This window comes from Micromonospora sp. IBHARD003, assembly GCF_056106285.1.
This window is the reverse complement of sequence record NZ_JBWBBX010000001.1, coordinates 1,701,714-1,721,217: the sequence shown is the minus strand read 5'-3', so window position 1 is coordinate 1,721,217 and position 19,504 is coordinate 1,701,714. Positions and strand designations below refer to the sequence as shown.

The 19,504-nt window shown below is 69.6% G+C and carries 15 protein-coding genes; 11 read left to right on the top strand and 4 right to left on the bottom strand.

The window, feature by feature from the left end; all coding sequences use genetic code 11:
• Nucleotides 1-1,191 carry an acyl-CoA dehydrogenase family protein gene (locus ACTWOL_RS07560; protein WP_474295655.1) on the top strand — a complete coding sequence of 397 codons (1,191 nt, stop codon included), beginning with the start codon at nt 1-3 and terminating at the stop codon, nt 1,189-1,191.
• Nucleotides 1,192-1,298: 107 nt separating this feature from the next.
• Here ACTWOL_RS07560 and ACTWOL_RS07555 read toward each other — a convergent pair whose 3' ends face one another.
• The gene (locus tag ACTWOL_RS07555; RefSeq protein ID WP_474295653.1) at nt 1,299-1,733 is read right to left on the bottom strand and encodes a cell division protein SepF; all 435 of its coding nucleotides are present in this window, start codon (nt 1,731-1,733) and stop codon (nt 1,299-1,301) included.
• 299 nt (nt 1,734-2,032) lie between these two features.
• Between ACTWOL_RS07555 and ACTWOL_RS07550 the strand changes: the two genes are divergently transcribed.
• From ACTWOL_RS07550 to ACTWOL_RS07535, 4 genes are all read left to right on the top strand, one after another.
• Nucleotides 2,033-3,304, top strand: coding sequence for a DUF5685 family protein (locus tag ACTWOL_RS07550; protein WP_474295651.1), 1,272 nt, complete (start codon nt 2,033-2,035; stop codon nt 3,302-3,304).
• A 716-nt stretch (nt 3,305-4,020) separates the two neighbouring features.
• A complete protein-coding gene (locus tag ACTWOL_RS07545) occupies nt 4,021-4,926 on the top strand; it encodes a S1 family peptidase (protein WP_474295649.1) in 906 nt (301 codons plus the stop codon).
• A gap of 154 nt (nt 4,927-5,080) precedes the next feature.
• Nucleotides 5,081-5,275 carry a hypothetical protein gene (locus tag ACTWOL_RS07540; RefSeq protein ID WP_474295647.1) on the top strand — a complete coding sequence of 65 codons (195 nt, stop codon included), beginning with the start codon at nt 5,081-5,083 and terminating at the stop codon, nt 5,273-5,275.
• Nucleotides 5,276-5,382: 107 nt separating this feature from the next.
• Nucleotides 5,383-5,862, top strand: a complete 480-nt coding sequence (locus ACTWOL_RS07535; protein ID WP_474295645.1) for a hypothetical protein — start codon at nt 5,383-5,385, stop codon at nt 5,860-5,862.
• Nucleotides 5,863-5,890: 28 nt separating this feature from the next.
• Here the strand turns inward: ACTWOL_RS07535 and ACTWOL_RS07530 are convergent, their stop codons facing one another.
• Nucleotides 5,891-6,823, bottom strand: a complete 933-nt coding sequence (locus ACTWOL_RS07530; protein ID WP_474295641.1) for a DUF4231 domain-containing protein — start codon at nt 6,821-6,823, stop codon at nt 5,891-5,893.
• Nucleotides 6,824-7,024: 201 nt separating this feature from the next.
• Here ACTWOL_RS07530 and ACTWOL_RS07525 point away from each other — a divergent pair, with 201 nt between their 5' ends.
• The 5 genes from ACTWOL_RS07525 (at nt 7,025) to fxsT (ending at nt 15,589) form a co-directional block, all read left to right on the top strand.
• A complete protein-coding gene (locus ACTWOL_RS07525) occupies nt 7,025-7,189 on the top strand; it encodes a hypothetical protein (RefSeq protein ID WP_474295639.1) in 165 nt (54 codons plus the stop codon).
• Nucleotides 7,190-7,229: 40 nt separating this feature from the next.
• Nucleotides 7,230-9,455 carry a radical SAM/SPASM protein FxsBH, inactivated beta-hydroxylase extension form gene (fxsBH, locus tag ACTWOL_RS07520; protein WP_474295636.1) on the top strand — a complete coding sequence of 742 codons (2,226 nt, stop codon included), beginning with the start codon at nt 7,230-7,232 and terminating at the stop codon, nt 9,453-9,455.
• Nucleotides 9,436-10,212 (top strand): AAC(3) family N-acetyltransferase, encoded by a 777-nt coding sequence (locus ACTWOL_RS07515; RefSeq protein ID WP_474295634.1) that lies wholly within the window; start codon nt 9,436-9,438, stop codon nt 10,210-10,212. Before fxsBH ends, ACTWOL_RS07515 begins: the two co-directional genes overlap by 20 nt.
• Nucleotides 10,213-10,287: 75 nt before the next feature.
• Nucleotides 10,288-11,676, top strand: coding sequence for an FxsC protein (fsxC, locus tag ACTWOL_RS07510; protein WP_474295632.1), 1,389 nt, complete (start codon nt 10,288-10,290; stop codon nt 11,674-11,676).
• The gene (gene fxsT, locus ACTWOL_RS07505; protein ID WP_474295630.1) at nt 11,660-15,589 is read left to right on the top strand and encodes an FxSxx-COOH system tetratricopeptide repeat protein; all 3,930 of its coding nucleotides are present in this window, start codon (nt 11,660-11,662) and stop codon (nt 15,587-15,589) included. Before fsxC ends, fxsT begins: the two co-directional genes overlap by 17 nt.
• A 196-nt stretch (nt 15,590-15,785) precedes the next feature.
• Here the strand turns inward: fxsT and ACTWOL_RS07500 are convergent, their stop codons facing one another.
• Entirely contained in the window at nt 15,786-16,658 is an 873-nt protein-coding gene (locus ACTWOL_RS07500) for an alpha/beta fold hydrolase (RefSeq protein ID WP_474295628.1), read from the bottom strand.
• 380 nt (nt 16,659-17,038) lie between these two features.
• Between ACTWOL_RS07500 and ACTWOL_RS07495 the strand changes: the two genes are divergently transcribed.
• On the top strand, nt 17,039-18,127 hold the full coding sequence (locus tag ACTWOL_RS07495) for a S1 family peptidase (protein ID WP_474295626.1): 1,089 nt from the start codon (nt 17,039-17,041) through the stop codon (nt 18,125-18,127).
• Nucleotides 18,128-18,236: 109 nt separating this feature from the next.
• Here ACTWOL_RS07495 and ACTWOL_RS07490 read toward each other — a convergent pair whose 3' ends face one another.
• A complete protein-coding gene (locus tag ACTWOL_RS07490) occupies nt 18,237-19,463 on the bottom strand; it encodes an AI-2E family transporter (protein WP_474295624.1) in 1,227 nt (408 codons plus the stop codon).
• Between the last annotated feature and the right edge of the window lie 41 nt (nt 19,464-19,504).

The following is a 19,504-nucleotide window of genomic DNA, read 5'->3' as shown; positions in this document are numbered from 1 at the left end:
ATGACCGCATCCTCGAAGCTGCCGCCCTTCGACCCCGCCGACCCCCTGGGCATCGACGACCTCCTGGAGCCGGAGGACCTCGCGATCCGCGACACCGTCCGCTCCTGGGCCGCCGACCGCGTGCTGCCGCACATCGCCGAGTGGTACGAGCGCGGTGAGCTCCCCGGGATCCGTGAACTCGCCCGCGAACTGGGCTCGATCGGCGCGCTCGGCATGTCGCTGACCGGTTACGGCTGCGCGGGCGCGACGGCCGTCCAGTACGGACTGGCCTGTCTGGAGCTGGAGGCCGCCGACTCCGGTATCCGCTCGCTCGTCTCGGTGCAGGGCTCCCTGGCCATGTACGCGATCTGGAAGTACGGCTCCGAGGAGCAGAAGCAGCGCTGGCTGCCGTCGATGGCGGACGGCTCCACGATCGGCTGCTTCGGCCTGACCGAGCCCGACGTCGGATCCGATCCCGCCGCGATGCGTACGTACGCCAAGCGCGACGGCGGTGACTGGGTGCTGACGGGCCGCAAGATGTGGATCACCAACGGCTCGGTCGCGGGCGTGGCGGTCGTCTGGGCACAGACCGACGACGGGATCCGCGGTTTTGCCGTCCCGACCGACAGCCCTGGATTCTCGGCCCCCGAAATCACCCACAAGTGGTCACTGCGTGCGTCCGTCACGAGTGAACTCGTCCTGGACGAGGTGCGGTTGCCCGCCGACGCCGTCCTGCCGGGCGTCACCGGGCTCAAGGGCCCGCTCGGCTGTCTGTCGCACGCGCGCTACGGCATCGTCTGGGGCGCCATGGGCGCTGCCCGATCCAGCTTCGAGGCCGCGCTCGACTACGCCAGGACGCGCGAGCAGTTCGGCAAGCCCATCGGCGGCTTCCAGCTCACCCAGGCCAAGCTCGCCGACATGGCGCTCGAACTGCACAAGGGGATCCTGCTCGCCCTCCACCTCGGGCGGCGGATGGACGCAGGGAGGCTCCGTCCGGAGCAGGTCAGCTTCGGAAAGCTCAACAACGTGCGGGAAGCGATCGAGATCTGCCGCACCTCGCGCACCATCCTCGGTGCCAACGGGATCTCGCTCGAGTACCCGGTGATGCGGCACGCGACCAATCTCGAGTCGGTGCTCACCTACGAGGGGACCGTGGAGATGCACCAACTGGTGCTCGGCAAGGCGCTCACCGGTCTCGATGCCTTCCGGTAGACCGGCGAGCGCCTTGCTCGGTCCGGCTTCCGCGTCTGCCGGGGGACGCCGCACGGTACGGCGTCCCCGCCGCGGGCCGGGGCGTGCGGCCGGGGGCCATCCCGGCCTCAGCTCTGGTTGAAGAAGTTGTCACCGGGGTGGCCGGTGGGCTCTCCGGTGACGATCTCCGTGTCGGCGGGGGTCAGCAGGAAGACCCGGGTCGCCACACGCTCGATCGAGCCCCGCAGCCCGAAGGTCAGCCCGGCTGCGAAGTCGACGACGCGCTTGGCGTCGGTGGGCTCCATGGACGTCAGGTTGACGATGACCGGAACGCCGTCCCGGAAGTGCTCGCCGATGATGCGCGCGTCACGGAAGCTGTCGGGAGAGATGGTGGCGATGCGGCGGCCCTGCTCCTGTGCCGCCTCGGAGGCCACCTGGACCCGCGGGTCGGTGACCCACTGCTCGGCCGCTCCCGCACCCTCGGAGTACTCGTCGTCGTAGTACCGCTCGTCGTTGTCCTCGACGAGCCCCAGCCATGCACTCGCCTTGCGTACCGATGCCATGGACGCCTCCTTTCACCGCGGTCACTCGTGGTTCCGCATCACTATGGTCGTCCATGATGCGGATCGTGCGCCAAGTGGTTAGTCGCCGCAGGCGGGTTTCGTGACGGTACTGGTGCAGAAGATGTGGCGTTTCGTCAACATTGTTCCTGAATACGGGCCCTGAGGAGCCTTCAGACGCCTCATATCGAAGCAAAATATGAATGTCGTGCCGGATGGGTGACGTCGGGCGCGTATGGCCTAACGAGTCCGGCGGGTACGATGCGGGCCGCGCACTCGAACGGCTTCACGGGGGACATGTCGTGTTCGGAATCGTCAGGCCCTGCACCCATCGGCTCACGGACGGCCTCAAGACGCAGTGGATGGCCCATCTCTGCGGTCTGTGCCTGGCACTTCGCTCGGACCACGGCCAGTTCGCCCGGATCGTCACCAACTACGACGGGCTTGTCGTCTCGGTTCTGACGGAGGCTCAGACCGAGCACGCCACCCGGCTGCGCAGGACGGCAGGCCCCTGTCCGCTGCGCGCCATGCGCACGGCTCCCGTCGCGCGTGGTGAGGGCGCCCGGCTGGCCGCCACCGTGTCACTGGTGCTCGCCTCGGCGAAGGTGCGGGACCATGTCGCCGACGGGGACGGGGTGCTGGCACGCAGGCCGGTGGCCGCCGCGGCCCGCAAGGTCGCCCGAAGCTGGGACCGGGCCGGAGCGCGGACCGGCCGGGAGCTGGGCTTCGACACGGCCGTGCTGGTCGACGCCGTCGACCGGCAGACCGGGATCGAGGCCCTCGCGGGGCCGGGCACCCCGCTGCTGACGGTGACCGAGCCGACGGAGACGGCGACCGCGGCGGCCTTCGCCCACACCGCCGTACTGGCCGGCCGGCCGGGGAACGTCGCCCCGCTCGCCGAGGCGGGCCGGCTCTTCGGTCGTCTCGCGCATCTGCTGGACGCGGTGGAGGACAAGGAAACTGACGCCGCGTCGGGTGCGTGGAACCCGCTGACGGCGACCGGCACCTCACTGGCGGAGGCACGGCGGCTCGCGGACGACGCCCTGCACGGAATCAGGCTCGCGCTGCGCGACGCCGAGTTCGTCGACGACAAGCTGCTGCACATGCTGCTCGCCCACGAACTGGTGCGGTCCGTCGACCGGGCCTTCGGTACCGTCGGCTGTTCGCACCAGGGCTACGGAAGCCATCCTCCGCAGGGCAACCCGTACGGCGCGGGGCCCTACGGAGGCGGCGCGGGGTCACCCGGGCAGCACGGCGGGCACGGGCTGCACGGCCCGTATGGATCGTCCAACCCCTACGGGGGCGGTGTGCCGGGAGGCCCGGGTGGTCCGGGCGGTCCGAGCGGCCCCGGGGGACTGCCGCCCGAGTACGGCGGCGGTCCGCACAAGCCGAAGCCGCGCGGCTTCTTGGCGGGCTGCGGCGCCTTCATCGGCCTGTGCTGTACCTGCAAACTCTGCTGTGCCGAGGAGTACGAGGGGCCGTGGTCCCGGAAGAAGCGCGAGGGCTGCTGCCACAAGTGCGACGACTGCGGCTGTGACGGTTGCGACTGCTGCTGTCCGTGCGACGGCTGCTGAGGTTGTGTCAGGACCAGCGCAGTACGTGCGCGTCCTGGGGGCACGACCTGGCGGCGGGGGAAGGCCGCGGCAGCGCGTCGGAGCATGCGCCGGATTGCGCGCCCCGGGCGAGCGCCGCTGACACGGCTCTGTTGCTGCGGTAGAGCCCGGCGCGGCCTCACCGATGGCCCCGCACCCGAACGTGTCAGGGGTCTCCGGTGTACCGCGTACCCCTCCGGTCGTCTGTTCCCACCTGCCCCGGTTCCCTTCATCGACCCATCCGGAACATCGAATTCCGGCCTTGTTCGAAGGGGACCGTAGGATGCGCCGCCGTGGTGCTTTCCCTGTCCGGGGCTGACAGGTCCACCACGAAGCGGTCGTCTCCACGGAGCCGCCGGCCGATAGGTGATGCGCCTGCGCCGAATCCCCACCGCGCCCGCCGACCGGCGAAAACGCCGACGAGCGCGGGCTGCTCGGCTGCCGGACGCCCGGTGGCAGACCCCCGGACTCCGGTTTCCGGACTCGGCCGGGCAAGCTGTCTTGACGGGGCGCCGTCCACGGGTCTACCGGCGACCGAAAGGCCCCCTTGCGTGGGTAGTTGAGGCCGCGAATACTCCGAACAGCGCTTGTCAGAACGTGGCGGAAAGGGATGCCGCATCCGCCCCGCCTGCTGACTGCGCCTCACGGACCCGTCACCCCACAGCCGGGTCCCCGATCCCCCTCTGGAGGAACGACAAGTGAGGATCAAGCGCACCATCCCCCGCAGTGGCGTCGCGAGACGAACCCGTCTGCTCGCCGTCACCACCGGACTCGTCGCAGCCGCAGCCCTGGCCGTCCCCACCGCCAGCGCCGACGAGTCTCCCCGCATGTTCAGCGCGACGCAGCTCTCCGCCGCGAGCGACGCCGTGCTCGAAGCCGATGTGGCCGGCACCGCTTGGTACATCGACAAGGCGACCAACACCCTGGTCGTCACCGCCGACTCCACCGTCTCCAAGGCCGAGCTCGCCAAGCTCAGGCAGACCGCGGGATCGAACTCCGGCGCGCTCCGCATCGAGCGCATCCCGGGCAAGCTCTCCAAGCTGATCTCCGGCGGCGACGCCGTCTACGCATCCGGCTGGCGCTGCTCCCTCGGCTTCAACGTCCGCAACAGCGCGGGCACCCAGTACTTCCTGACCGCAGGCCACTGCACCGACGGCGCGGGCACCTGGTACGCCAACTCCGCCCGCACGACCGTCCTCGGCCCGACCGCGGGCTCCAGCTTCCCGGGCAACGACTACGGCATCGTCCGCTACACCAACACCTCGATCGCCAAGCCGGGAACGGTCGGCGGCGTGGACATCACCAGCGCCGCCAACGCCACCGTCGGGATGTCGGTGACCCGCCGCGGATCCACCACGGGCACCCACAGCGGCACCGTCACCGGTCTCAACGCCACGGTCAACTACGGCGGCGGGGACATCGTCTACGGGATGATCCGCACCAACGTCTGCGCCGAACCGGGCGACAGCGGCGGCCCGCTCTACTCCGGCAGCCGCGCCATCGGCCTGACCTCCGGCGGCAGTGGCAACTGCAGCTCCGGCGGTACGACCTTCTTCCAGCCGGTCACCGAGGCACTCAGCGCGTACGGCGTCAGCGTCTACTGATTCCGCCCTCCCGCAATCCCCTCGCACACCAGCTCGAGCTGTAGTCAAAGCCCCCGTCCCCGATCCGGACGCTCCAGATCGGTGAGGGGGTGGTTCTCCTCGGTCCCGCTGAGCTTCCGGCTCGGCGGGACCGAGTGCTGCGAGACTCACCGACGTGACCTCGGCCGAAGCCGGCGTCTTCGCCACGTGGCTTCGCGACTCGTTCGCCCCCGCACCGCACCTCGTGCGCTTTGCGAGCAGTCTCGCCATGGCGAACGGAGCCGAGACCCCGTGGCTGCTGCCTGCCGGCGACACCAACGAGATCCAGGAAGTGCTGCGGCGGCATCTCGATTCCTTCGCCGCACCGTAGCGGCGGCCACCGGTGTCCGGATCGAGTACGCGGGCCCGTCCTCTTGCGCGGATTTGAGAGGATGTCAGAACGGTCGCGCACCGTAGACGCCAGGGGGGTTGCGATCTGTGAAGCGCATCGGAGTGACCGGCCACCGGAACATCCCGCCCGAGGCCATGACCCATGTCCGCACAGCCATCCGCAGACTGCTCTGCGGTCACAGCGGCTCACTGGAAGCACTGTCCAGCCTGGCGGCGGGCGCCGACCAGATCTTCGCCGACATCGCACTCGAATGCGGCGCCGCGCTCACCGTCGTGATCCCGAGCGGTGACTACGAGGACGCCTTCGACCATCCGGACGAACTGGCGCGCTTCCGCAGTCTGAGGAGTCTGGCCGCCCAGGAGATCCGGATGGCCTTCGACCACTCCACCGACGAGGCCTACTATGCCGCCGGGGCCTACATCGCCGACAACTGCGACCGGCTGCTCGCCGTCTGGGACGGGCAGCCGGCCCGGGGGCTCGGCGGGACGGGTGACATCGTGCGCTACGCGCGGCAGACCGGCACCCCCGTCACCGTCATCTGGCGGCCCGGCGTCGAGCGTGCCTGAGGAGTGGGCCGCCAGGAGTGACGGACGGTCAACTACGGTGTCGCACAAGCCAGTCCGTGTGCTGGGGTGACACGATCCGCTCGGTCTCGTACACGGCAGACGCCCACTGTTCCTCGTTCACCGAGGTCTCCATCGCGATGTGGATCGCCGCCAGATCCTCCTCGACCAGCGAGTGGGCGGCGATCAGCGGCTGATGGCGCCGGATCTCGCTCCACGCCAGACACGCCGCGGCCGCCGCCGAGAGCAGTCCGAAGGGTTCGGCCGACTCGGTGACCGAGAAGGTGCGCAGGGTCCCGAACAGCAGGGCCAGCAGGGTGAGCAGGCCGATCGTCAGCTGCCACAGCAGGGTGGCCCGCCGGGAGACCTCCGTGCGCCGGTGGTACCAGTTGCGCTGTTCGATCAGCCGGTCTCGTACATATGTCTCCTTGCGTACGCTGAAGACCTTCTCCCGCAGCAGTCGCATCGGTGTGGTGATGAGCTCGGTGCCGGCGGCGCTCTCCCCGTTCTCCCGCGGGTCCACCCATCCGACCTTCCTCAGTTCCTGCAGTCCCTCTTCCAGTCGTGTGACGAACAGCCGGTCGGGATCGGGCGAGTTGGAGTCGAAGGGTGCGCCGTGGACCGCGTACCGCCAGCACATCGAGCGGATGAACTCCGCTGCGGAGCGGTTGAGTTGCCAATGCGACTTTGCTCGGTGACGGGATCCGCGGAAGCTGACCACCAGAACCCCGGCGTACGCCAACGCGCTGAGCATGCCCATGAGTTGGAAGGAGTGACCGATCGAGCCGCGCCAGGGCAGCGCCGCCAGCCCGGCTCCCAGGACGAGGAGGAGTAACTGCAGCCGGGTGCCGTTGACAGCCTCGCGCTGGCGCGAGATGGCGGTCTCGTCGGTGCGGTGGAAGAGAACCGGCAGATCAGCGTTTCGGAAGACCATGCTTTGCAGATGTCCGGGAACCCCGGCCATGCGTACCCCCCTCGGCGGATTTGGCTTCACTCGTTCGATGGAATGGCTTGTTCCGTTCGGAGTGGGGAATACTCGCGCAACGCTTTTGTTTCAGCTCTACGTGCCGAGTTGCTGTGGGTGGCCATGAGAGTAAAGTCGTGCCGCCGACACTGCAACGGTGCGGTGCCCTCTGTTAGCACAAGATGACCTAGGACGGCCGTCGTGACCTTCCAGACCTCAGCCACCTTCGCCGCCGCGAAGAAGAATCGTGTGCCCGTCACCGAGATCGACGTGCACGGTGCCGATGCCGTCAGGAAGCTGGGTCGCGTGCGTCCCGCTGCCGTCGACCGCACCGATCGGGTGCCGAGTTTCAACTCGGCTCTCTAGTCTGGTCTCCAGGCTCCCCGCCTGACCCTAGACTGGTGGAATGACAGGACCGCTGGTCCCATTCCGCGAGATCGTTCTCAAGGTGCACAGCAGGTGCGATCTCGCATGCGACCACTGTTACATCTATGAACACGCAGATCAGAGCTGGCGTACACGCCCTAAGGCAATCTCTGACGACGCGATCGTCCGGACAGCTCGGCGACTGGCCGAGCATGCAAGGACCCATGCATTGCCCTCCGTGTCAGTGATCCTGCACGGAGGGGAGCCATTGCTGGCCGGCCCCGCCCGGCTACGACGGATCTGCGAGGAGCTGACCTCCGCCCTCGACGGCGTCGCCGCGCTCGATCTGAGGATCCACACCAACGGGCTCCAGCTCAGCCCCCGCTATCTCGACCTCTTCGACGAATACCGCGTCAGGGTCGGCATCTCCCTCGACGGTGACAAGACGGCCAACGACCGCCATCGCCGCTTCGCGGACGGCCGCAGCAGCCACCCCCTGGTCCTCAGAGCCGTGGAACTGCTGCACCAGGACCGCTACCGCCATCTCGACCTCGGCCTGCTCTGCACGATCGACGTGGAGAACGACCCCGTCGCCGTGTACGACGCGCTCATGGAGCTCGATCCACCGCGCATCGACTTCCTGCTGCCGCACGCCACCTGGGACGAACCGCCCCCGCGGCCCGACGGCTCGCCGACGGCCTACGCCGACTGGATCCTCACGGTCTTCGACCGCTGGGACCGCCAGGGCAGGCGGGTACCTGTGCGGCTGTTCGAATCGGTCCTGTCCACGCTCACCGGAGGGCCGAGCCTCACCGAGTCGCTCGGCCTCGCGCCCACCGACCTCGTCGTGGTGGAGACCGACGGCGCCCTGGAGCAGGTCGACTCGCTCAAGAGCGCCTACGAGGGTGCAGCGGCCACCGGGTTCACCGTGTTCGACCACACCCTGGACGAGGTCGCGGCCCATCCCGGCATCCGTGCGCGCCAACTCGAACTGGCCGGTGTCAGCGAGACCTGCCGCCGGTGCCCCGTCGTCCGCTCCTGCGGCGGCGGCCTCTACACGCACCGGTACCGCAGCGGCACGGACTTCGACAACCCCTCGGTGTACTGCACCGACCTGGAGGCGCTCGTCCGCGGTATCGAGCTGCGCACCGCGGCCCGGTCCGTGTCGCCCGCGGTGACGGACACCGCGGCCCTCGGCACCGAGCAGCACGAGCTCACCTGGCTGCTGCTCGCGGGGCTCCACGACGCACTGGCCGGACGCGGCGGTGAGGACTGGGCCCGCGCCTGGGAACTCACCGAAGCCCTGGAGCACTCCGACGGGTTCGGTTTCGACGAGGTGCTGGCCCACCCGTACACGGCCAGCTGGCTGCACGAGGCCCTGGACGCCCTCGAGCAGCAGCGCCCGGGCGCCGTCACCGCCCCGGCCGCCCGGCTGTCCGCATCGGTCGCGGCCGCTGTCGTACGGGGCGGTCCCGACCAGTCCGTCACCGTGCCCTACGAGCACGGCACCCTGCACCTTCCGACGCTCGGGGAACTGCGTCTGACCGGCGCGGAGGAGCGCGGTACGGCGCAGGTCCGCCCCGTCGAGAAGGGCTTTCTGGTGAGGGCCGCCGGCGTCGAGCGCCGGATCGTCCGCCCCGCAGAGCCCACCGCCGGCTGGCGGCCGGTGCGCCGGCTCGGCCGGGACGGGGCCCCGGACCTCGCGATCGACGATCTCGACCCGTACCGGGACTGCTTCGGCGTACCCGTCCTGCCCGGACTCGGCCTCGCCGAGGCGGCCGACTGGACCGGCAGGCTCGCGGGGGCCTGGGGTCTGCTGCGGGAGCGCACACCGGAGCAGGCCCGGGACGTCTCCCGGACCCTGTCCACGCTCACGCCGCTGGCCGGAGGTGGGCCCTCGGTCGGCCGGCACGGCCTCGGTGCCCTCGGGCTGCCCCTGCGCGCGGACGTCCCGCAGCTGGCGCTCGCGCTGCTGCGCGGCTACCGCAGGGCCCGGCTGCAGGCTCTGCGCGAGGTCACCGACCTCTATACCGAGGACGGCTGGTGGACGCATCAGGCCCCATGGACGGACGCGCCCGTCCCGGTGTCCGAGCTGCTGGCCGGCGCGTATGAACGGGCAGGTCTCGGCGCGTTCGTCCCGGACGCCGCCGAGCAGGCCCTGCGGGCGCTCGCGACCCTGGAGCACGCCGCTGAACTGACCGTCGGCGGGAAACGCCTGCTGGCGCAGCTGGGGGAAGAGGCTGACCGTGACCTATGCCGTGGATGAGCGGACCGGGCTTGCGTACGACCTCAGGGAGTTGGGGCTCGCGACGGGGGACGTGGTCCTCGTCCACGCCGCACTCGGCGGTACCGGGCTGGACGCCGGTGCCCTGCGAGAGGCACTGCTGACGGCGGTGGGCCCGGAGGGCACCGTGGTCGTGCCCGCGTTCACCGCGGACAACTCGGACACGTCCACCGCCCATCTGCGCCGCGTGGCAGGTATGACACCCACTCAGGCGGCGGCCTTCCGGGCCACTATGCCGGCCTTCGACCCCACCACGACGACCTCCACGGATGTGGGCCGATTGGCCGAGTCCGTTCGGGCCACGAGGGGTGCCGTCCGCAGTACGCATCCGCAGGTGTCCTTCGCCGCCCTGGGACGGCGGGCGGCCGAGCTTCTCGCCTCGCATCCACTGGAATCGCATTTCGGTGAGGATTCACCGCTGGCGGAGCTGTACCGGGCACGGGCGCGGGTACTGATGATCAACGTGGGGTTCTCCGCCTGTACGGCCTTTCATCTGGCCGAGTACCGGACCGGTGCGCAGCTGCGCAGCTATCGCTGTGTGGTGCGCGGTCCGGACGGACCTGAATGGACGGAATACAAGGACGTTTCACTGGACGACAGCGATTTCGAAAGTATCGGAGATGCGTTCGATGTAAGTCGGGTGCAGAACGGACAACTGGGAGGAACGATCGCACGATTGTTCTCGATCAATGACGCCGTCGACCACGCTGTCGCGTGGATGACCGAAAAGCGGCGTTGATTGACTGACGGTGAGGGGATGGAGCACGGTCAGCTCCGGAATGATTAATTCGCTCGCACTCCATCAGTCGTCAGAGTGCGGGTGTTCACACAGGACCAGGACGGGGGTCGTGTGCACGCGTCATCGCAGCAGCGAGCGGCGGACCATCGGCCGTACTTCTTCCTTAGCTATGCGCATACACCGCGGTACGGACCCGGGGGGCCCGATCCCGATATGTGGGTCGAGCGTCTCTTCCGTGATCTGTGTGGCCATGTGATGGCCATGACGGATCTTCCGGCGGGTGCGCCGGCCGGTTTCATGGACCGGGAGATACGCTCGGGCGAGGGCTGGTCGGAGCGGCTCGGCGAAGTGCTCGCCACCTGCCGTGTCTTCGTACCGCTGTTCTCGCCCCGCTATTTCGCCAGTGAGATGTGCGGCAAGGAGTGGTACGCGTTCGCCCAGCGGGCCATCTACCACCAGGCCAAGAGCAACCGGCCCGCCGAGGCCATCGTGCCGGCGCTGTGGGTGCCGATGCCGCCGGAGCAACTCCCGGGCCCGGCCGAGCGGTTGCAGTTCAACCACCGTGCCTTCGGCGACCGCTATGTCACCGACGGCCTCTACGGCCTCATCAAACTCCGGATATTCGCCGAGGAGTACGAGCGCGCGGTCTACGAACTCGCCAAACGCATCGTCAGTGTGGCGGACACCGCAGGAGTCGGCCCCAGCCGGCCGCTCGACTACCGGCAGGCCCCGAGTGCCTTCGGCACACCGCGGCCGTCCGAACCCCGCAGCAGCGGCCCCCGCCCCATCAGGGTCACCATCGCCGCCCCCACCCGGCACGATGTGCCGGAGGGCCGCGACCCCGCGTACTACGGCGACATGCCGCAGGACTGGAACCCGTACCACCCGGAATCCGCCAGGCCCCTCGCGTACGTGGCGCAGGACCTGGTCCGCTCCCTCAACTACCAGGCCACCATCTCGTCGTTCGACCATGACGCGGCACCGCTCGACGCCAAACAGCCGCCGACACAGCCCGAGTTGCTGATCATCGACCGCTGGGCCCTTGAGGACGAGGAGCGGCGGTCCCGGCTCGCGGCGTTCGACGCCGAGCACCGTCCCTGGGTGAGTGTCGTCGTCCCCTGGAACCGCGACGACCACCAGAGCCGGGCCGCCGACGGCGAACTGACCGCCAAACTGGAGGAGACCCTGCCGACCAAGCTGAGCCAGGGCCGTGCCGCCTGCCGCGCCGCCGCCCGAGGGGTCCCCAGCATGGAGGCCTTCGGCCAGATCCTGCCCCAGGTGGTGGAGGCGGCCGCCCAGCAGTACCTGAGACACGCACAGGTCTATCCACCGGCCGGCGGCAGTCACACCGAACGCCCCCGGCTGCGCGGTCCGATGGCCGCCGAGTACGCCACCACCCAGTTCATTCCCGACATGCTCGACCGTGCGCCCGATGCGGAGGACCCGGATGACAGCCAGTCGTGACGGACGCATCGTCACCTTCTACTCGTACAAAGGAGGCACCGGCAGGACGATGGCCATGGCCAACACGGCCTGGATACTCGCCGCCAACGGCAAAAGGGTCCTCGCCGTCGACTGGGACCTGGAGGCACCCGGTCTGCACAAGTTCTTCCACCCCTTCCTCGACCCGTCCACGCTCGGCGCCACCACCGGTGTCATCGACCTGATCACCGAGTACGCCTGGGCCGCGACCAGCCCCGTCCAGCGCCCCGACGACTGGCACCGCGACTACGCGCGCATCCAGCCGCACGCCGTGTCCCTGACACCGGAGAACCTGGGCTGGGAGTTCCCCGCAGGCGGCACTCTCGACTTCGTCTCCGCCGGCAAGCAGAACCGCGAGTACTCGGCGACGGTCTCCACCTTCGACTGGGACAACTTCTACGACCGTCTCGGCGGCGGGCACTTCTTCGACGCACTGCGCGACGACATGAAGGCCAACTACGACTACGTCCTGATCGACAGCCGCACTGGTCTCAGCGACATCGCCGACATCTGCACCGTCCATCTGCCCGACGTCCTGGTCGACTGCTTCACCCTGAGCGACCAGTCCATCGACGGTGCCGCCGCGGTCGCCCGCCAGATCGACGAGCGCTACGGCGGCCGGGGTATCCGGATCCTCCCCGTCCCGATGCGCATCGACGAGGGCGAGAAGGAGAAGGCGGACGCCGGACGGGCCCTCGCCCGGCTGAAGTTCGACCGCTTCCCGACCGGTCTGTCGGGCGACGAACTCACCTCGTACTGGGGCGCGGTGGAGATTCCGTACCGCCCCTACTACGCCTACGAGGAGACCCTCGCGACCTTCGGCGACGAGGCGGGGCTCACCAACTCCCTGCTCTCCGCCTTCGAACGCCTCACCTCCGTCGTCACCGAGGGGCAGGTCACCTCCATGCCCGCGGTCGGCGAGGAGGTCAGGCTGCGGATCAGGGACGCCTTCACCCGACGGCGCCCCGCGCTGCCCGCCGATCTCTTCCTCAGCTACGTCGCCGAGAACCGGATGTGGGCCGACTGGATCGAGTCCGTCCTCACCAGGGCCGGCTTCCGTGTCGTACCGCGCGACGTCTCCGCGGAACCCTCCCAGGACGACGGCGTCGCCCAGGTCGCCGAGACCGCGGCACGCACCGTGGTGCTGCTCTCCAGCGCCTACCTCAAGTCCGCGCGGGCGGTGGAGGTGTGGGAGCGCGCCGCGTCCGAGGATCCCGGCGGCGGACGGCGCCATCTGCTGCCGCTGCGCGTCGGCGACGTACGCCTGACGACGCCCTACATCGACCGCAACCCCGTGGACCTGTTCCGGCTCGACGAGGTGCACGCGACCACGGCGCTGCTGCGTGCGCTCGACCGTCCGGTGCAGGTCGTCGACGGGGTCTCACCCGGGCCGCGTTTTCCGGGCACCGTGCCCAAGATCTGGAACGCGCCGCCCCGCAACCCCGGATTCACCGGCCGCTCCGTCGTCCTGGAGCGGATGCGCGACCAGCTCGGCGGCGGCATGGCCGTCGTCCTCCCGCAGCCGCAGACGCTCTACGGACTCGGTGGGGTCGGCAAGACCCAGGTCGCGCTGGAGTACGTGCACCGGTTCATGGCCGACTACGACCTGGTGTGGTGGATCTCGTCCGAGCAGATCGACGACGTCGTGGCCGGGCTCGCCGAACTGGCCATCCGGCTCGGCGCGCAGGGCGGCGAGGACATGGCGGCAGCCTCCCAGGAGGCCGTGGATCTGCTGCGGCGCGGTGTGCCGACCTCCCGCTGGCTGCTGGTCTTCGACAACGCCGACGATCCCGAGCAGCTCAAGCGGTTCTTCCCGACCGGCGGACACATCCTGGTCACCTCCAGGAACCAGACCTGGTCCCAGTACGGTGACGCACTGCCCGTGGACGTGTTCCTGCGAGAGGAGTCCATCGAGCACCTCCAGCGCCGGGCTCCCGGACTGACCATCCAGGACGCCGACCAGGTCGCCAGCGCGGTGGGCGACCTGCCGCTCGCCGTCGAACAGGCAGCGGCCTGGATCGCGGAGACCGCGACGCCCGTGACCGCCTATCTGGAGCAGCTGGGCCAGCAGGCTTCGAGCGTCCTCGCGCTCAACCAGCCGGCCGGCTACCCCGAGCCGGTCGCCGCGACCTGGAACGTCTCCATCGAGCGACTCAAGGAACGCTCACCCGCCGCCGTACGGCTCCTGCAGCTGTGCGCCTTCTTCGCGCCCGAGCCGATCTCCGCGAACCTCCTCTACAGCAAGGAGATGATCGAAGCCCTCAAGCCCTACGACGCCTCCCTCCAGGAGAAGCTCGTCCTCGGCAGGGTCATCCGGGAGATCGGCCGGTTCGCCCTCGCCAAGGTCGACCAGGTCTCCAACTCCATCCAGGTCCACCGGCTGGTGCAGGCCGTCATCCGGGCCCAGCTGACCGAGGAGGAGCAGATGGACGCGCGCCACGCCGTCCACCGGATCCTCGCCGGGGCGCGTCCCGACGACGACGAGCCGATCGACAACCCCGAGACCTGGTCGCGGTTCGGCACCATCTGGCCCCACCTCGGCCCCTCCGAGGCGCGGTACTGCAAGGAGCCCGAGACCCGCCGGCTGCTCATCGACCGTGTGCGCTACCTGTGGAAGCGCGGCGACTGGCAGACCGCCGGAGAGCTCGCCGAGGACCTGCGGGACGCCTGGCGCGAGATGCTCGGCAACGACGATCTGCAGTATCTGTACCTCCGCTTCCACCTCTCCAACATCCTGCGCTCGCAGGGGCGTTACGTGGAGGCGAGGGAGCTGGACGAGGTGACCCTGGAGCGGCAGACGGCCGTGCTCGGCGCCTCCCATCCGCACACGTACATGACCACCTCCGGGCTCGCGATGGACCTGGGCGCGGTCGGCCAGTACGGCAAGGCGATGGAGCTGGCCACAGCGGCGCACGAGGGCTTCAGCCAGATCTTCCACGAATCCCACCCGCGCACCCTGGCCGCCGCCAACAACCTCGCGCTGAATCTGCGCATGGTGGGCCAGTACGCGCGTGCCCGCGAGATCGACCAGGACGTCTTCGACCGGCGGACCGAGGTGCTCGGCCCCGAGCACCCGTACACCCTCTCGTCGGCCACCTCGCTCGCCCGTGATCTGCGCGAGGTCGGGCGGTACGAGGACTCGGTGGCGTTGCTGTCGCGCACCTACGAGAGCTACAAGGAGACCCTCGGCCGGGCCTTCCCCGGCACCCTGGCGGCGGCCAAGAGCCTCGCCGTGTCGCTGCGCAGGGCGGGCCGGCTCGAGGACGCGCGCCGGCTCACCACGGCCACCCGCAACCGTTACCGAGCGAAGTACACCTACGCCCACCCCGACTCACTGGCCTGCGATCTGAACCTGGCGGCGGACCTGTTCGCGGCCGGGGAGCCGGTCGCGGCCAGGGATCTGGCACAGGAGGTCGTCGACCAGTACATCGAGGTGCCGGGCGAGAAGCACCCGTACACCCTCGCCGCGATCAACAACCTCGGCATCTACCACTGGGGCTGCGGTGCACCCGAGCTCGCGGAGCAGGTCCTCCAGCCCACGATCAGGAGGATGACCGACATCCTCGGGAGCGCTCATCCGCACACCGTGTTCTGCACCGTCAACCTCGCCAACGCCCGTGCCGACCAGGGTGAGCTGGAGGCGGCGCTGGAGACCGAGCGGCGTGCGGTCATGAAGCTCCGCGAGGTCCTGGGCGTCCACCATCCGGAGACGCTGGCCGTCGCCTCCAACATGTCCGTGACGCTCGGTGCGCTCGGACGCAAGGACGAGGCGGCGGTACTGCGGGCGGAGACCGTGGAGGAACTGGGCAGGCTGCTCGGTGACGACCACAACATGACACGCATCGCCAGGGACGAGCGGCGGATCCATCGCGATCTGGAGCCGCTCGCGGTGTGACCGCGGGTGGTCGTCTCGCTCTGCCGGGCCCCTTCGTACGGGCCCGGCAGAGCGGGGGACCGTTCGGATCAGGCTCCGAGCGGTTCTCGCCGGGCAGGATCTCGCTCATGGAGCACCCGGAAAGGACCTGGCCTGGCCTCGGGAGCACCCTGTGGAGCGAGACTCCGCGAGCACGCCGTACGGAGCGAGGGGTCTGTCAGCGGTCCGGCTCCAGCAGCCAGGTGAGGATCCCGGGCAGGGCGTGCAGCGCGTCGAAGTGCGCGGCGGTCGGTTCCAGTACGGCCGTGGCGCCCGGAATGCGCTGGGCTAGCCAGCGGGAGTGGCCGACCGGTGAGAAGACGTCCTTCTCGCCGTGCCAGAGCAGCACGGGTGGCTTGATCTCGGCGGGCTCGAATCCCCATGGGCTGCAGAAGGCAAGGGCGTCGTCGATCCAGCCGTACGCCGAAGTGCGCAGTGCTTCCTGGTAGTTGCGCAGCAGCATCGTCCGGACGCCGGCGTCCGCGACCACCATCCGGTCGGAGTCGGTCAGTTCCCGGCGCAGATCGTCGAGCAGCTTGACCGGGTCCCTGCGGATCTCATCGGAGCGCATGATGAAGCGCGCCGTGAGCCGGTCCGGGTCGGCGCTGGCCGTCGAGTACTCGAGGACGTTGGACGCGGCCATGCCCTCGAACCAGTCGAGACCGTCGGCGTCCCGTGGTGCCAGGGTGACGAGGGCCGCCGCCCTGGTGACCCGCTCGGGGATCAGCGCCGCGCAGGCCAGGGCGTGCGGTGCACCCCCCGAACGGCCCACCACGGCGAAGCGGTCGAGCCCCAGAGTGTCGGCGATCGCCCGTACGTCCTCGGCGACATCGGCCACACTGCGGCCCCGCAGCCGGTCGGATCCTCCGTAGCCGGGACGGTCGTAGGCGATCAGCTGCATCCCGCGCTGGTACAGCACCATGCCCCGCGGAGCCGGACCCAGCCTGCTGCCCGGGGTGCCGTGCAGCAGGAAGACGGGCCTGCCCCGCGGATCCCCGATGCGTTCCACCATCAGATGCCGCCCGTCCGACGCGCGCATGCGACGTCGCAACCCCCCGCCTCCTTCACGCTATGGGCCCGTCGGTCCGTGTATCGGGCCGTATGTGCTGTGTGCAGCCATACTGTCCTGGCATTCCCATCCCTCGTGGTGATTACCCATCAGCCGGCCGGAAACGGAGGGACGGACAGCGTCGAAAACAAGACAGGACTAGTCCTCACAGGCCGCCCACCAAACGATTGCAACGGGTGTTCGCAGACGGAACTGGTGGTGGTGGTCGGGGGTTGTGAACGAACGAGGAACGGGTTCGGTCGGTCGTGTGCCCGTCCTGAAGCCGACCTTGTGTGTTACCGGCCAGTCTCGGAATAGTGGGCGCCTCATCCTCCGTGTGCGGTCACCCCACTTGCCCGCAGACGGTCCCCCACAGGAGGTCGATGTTGAAGCACCGGCGCATATCCAGGAAGCGCGCGACGATGGCCGGCGGAGCCGTCGTCGCACTCGTCGCCGCTGGAATCACCTTCCAGACTGCGAACGCCAGTGAGGAATCCTCGCAGCCCACGATCAAGACCCTGACGGCGACGGCGGCCGGAAAGCTTGCCTCGACGCTGGGGCAGGACCTGGGTGGCGACGCGGCGGGCGCGTACTACGACGCGAAGGCCAAGGCCCTCGTGATGAACGTGGTCGACGAGGAAGCGGCCGAAGCCGTGCGCGAGGCGGGCGGCAAGGCCAGAGTCGTCCAGAACACCCTGGCCGAGCTGAAGTCCGCCCGGAAGGCGCTGACCGACCGGGCCTCCATCCCCGGTACGTCGTGGGCCACCGACCCGGTGACCAACAAGGTGGTCGTCACCGCCGACCGTACGGTCGAGGGCGCCGAGTGGACCAAGCTCCAGACGGTCGTGAAGGGCCTTGGCGAGAAGGCGGAACTGAAGAAGTCGGCCGGGGAGTTCAAGCCGTTCGTCGCCGGCGGTGACGCCATCCACAACGGTGGCGGACGCTGCTCGCTCGGCTTCAACGTCGTGAAGGACGGTGCGCCGCACTTCATCACGGCCGGCCACTGCGGCAAGGCCGGTACCGAGTGGTCCGATTCCGCGGACGGACCGGCCATCGGCTCGATGGTCGACTCGCAGTTCCCGGAGAACGACTTCGCCCTCGTCAAGTACAGCGGTGACACCGAGCACCCGAGCGCCGTGAACCTCTACAACGGCAGCACGCAGAAGATCACCCAGGCGGCCGAGGCGACGGTGGGTATGAAGGTGTCCCGCAGCGGCTCCACCACCCAGGTCCACGAGGGCGAGGTGACCGGCCTCGACGCGACCGTGAACTACGGCGACGGCCAGGTCGTCAACGGCCTCATCCAGACCAATGTCTGTGCGGAGCCCGGCGACAGCGGCGGCGCCCTCTTCTCGGGCGAGTCCGCGATCGGCCTGACCTCGGGCGGCAGCGGCGACTGCAAGGCGGGCGGCGAGACCTTCTTCCAGCCGGTCACCGAGGCGCTCCAGGTCCTCGGCGCCGAGATCGGCTGACGCGCTCGCAAGGTTGCGGTGCGGTCGGCGCAGGGGTCGATCGAGCCGCGGGGCTCCGGGGCGAATCGAGCCCGGAATGCCGAGCCCGCATACCGAGCCCGGGTTGCCCTCAGGGGCGGCCCGGGCTCGGGGCGTTCGCCGGACTCGGTGGGGCCATCCGGTTAGGTGGGTTCGTCCGGTTCGGTGGGTTGGGCGGGTTGGGTGGGTTCGTCCGGCGCAGGGCCTGGCGCACGGCCCAGAGGACCGACACCAGCGGCACGGCCACGATCGCACCGATCACCCCCGCGGCGATGGCCCCGCCGACGACCGTGAGCGCCACGACCACCGGGTGTAGCCGGACGGCCCAGCCCATCACGACCGGGTGCAGTACATGCCCTTCGATCTGCCCGATGATCACGATCAGCGCGACGACGGCGGCGGTGATGACCGGGCCCTTGGTCGCCAGGGCCACCACCGCGGCCACGGCCAGTGCGATGGGGGAACCGATCAGCGGGATGAAGGCGGCGAAGAACTCCAGCAGCGCCAGGGGTACGGCGAGCGGCACACCGAGGAGGTAGAGCGCCACGCCGACGAGCACCGCGTTGGTCGCCGCCACCAGCACGATGCCATGGGTGTATCCGGTGAAGGTGCGCCAGGCCGCGCGGCCCGCCACCGCCGTCCGGTCCCGGACGGGCAGCGGCAACTGGGCGCAGAACCAGGCCCACTGCCGGTCGCCCGAATGCAGGAAGAACACCGAGCAGAACAGCCCGAGTGCGAGTGTCGTCAGCACCTCCACCAGCTGCCCGGCGCCACTGAGGGCCCTGCTGAGCAGTGCGGTGCGGTGTTCGGACAGGAATCGTCCGATACGCGACTGGATGTCCGTGAGCGCCTTCGGGTCCAGCTTGAAGGGCGGTTGCTCCAGCCAGCGCTGGATCCTGCCGATCCCGGCGCCGAACTCCTGCTGAAGGGTGTCCCATTCCCTGGCGACCGTCTCACCGACCAGCGCCAGGATGCCGAAGACGACGATGACGCTGCCGATCAGTGCGCAGGTGACGGCGAGCGGCCGTGGCATCACCCGGGCCATCAGGTCCGTCACCGGGCGGAGCATCGCCGTGCCGACGAGTCCAAGGAACACGGCCACGGTGAGTTCGTGGAACCGTCCGAGCATCGAGAAGACCGCGTAGACGACGGCGCCGACGGCCAGCAGGCGCCAGGAGTAGGCGGCGGCCGTGCGCAGTGCGGGGGTGACCGCCGGTGCGCCGCCCGGAGCGGGGCGCGCCGGGCGGGTGGGGCGGAGCACTGTGCGCGGCGGCCGGCGCCGGCCACTGCCGTGCCGCGCGGCGGATCGCCTCGGCATCTGCCCGTCACCACCTCCCGGTACGCCCCGACTCGTACCAC

What these genes read in the sequence shown, in the direction of transcription:
- ACTWOL_RS07560 (WP_474295655.1), top strand. Translation starts at nt 1, where the DNA reads ATGACCGCATCCTCGAAGCTGCCGCCCTTCGACCCCGCCGACCCCCTG.
- ACTWOL_RS07555 (WP_474295653.1), bottom strand. Translation starts at nt 1,733, where the DNA reads ATGGCATCGGTACGCAAGGCGAGTGCATGGCTGGGGCTCGTCGAGGAC.
- ACTWOL_RS07530 (WP_474295641.1), bottom strand. Translation starts at nt 6,823, where the DNA reads ATGGCCGGGGTTCCCGGACATCTGCAAAGCATGGTCTTCCGAAACGCT.
- fxsBH (WP_474295636.1), top strand. Translation starts at nt 7,230, where the DNA reads ATGACAGGACCGCTGGTCCCATTCCGCGAGATCGTTCTCAAGGTGCAC.
- fxsT (WP_474295630.1), top strand. Translation starts at nt 11,660, where the DNA reads ATGACAGCCAGTCGTGACGGACGCATCGTCACCTTCTACTCGTACAAA.
- ACTWOL_RS07495 (WP_474295626.1), top strand. Translation starts at nt 17,039, where the DNA reads ATGTTGAAGCACCGGCGCATATCCAGGAAGCGCGCGACGATGGCCGGC.
- ACTWOL_RS07490 (WP_474295624.1), bottom strand. Translation starts at nt 19,463, where the DNA reads ATGCCGAGGCGATCCGCCGCGCGGCACGGCAGTGGCCGGCGCCGGCCG.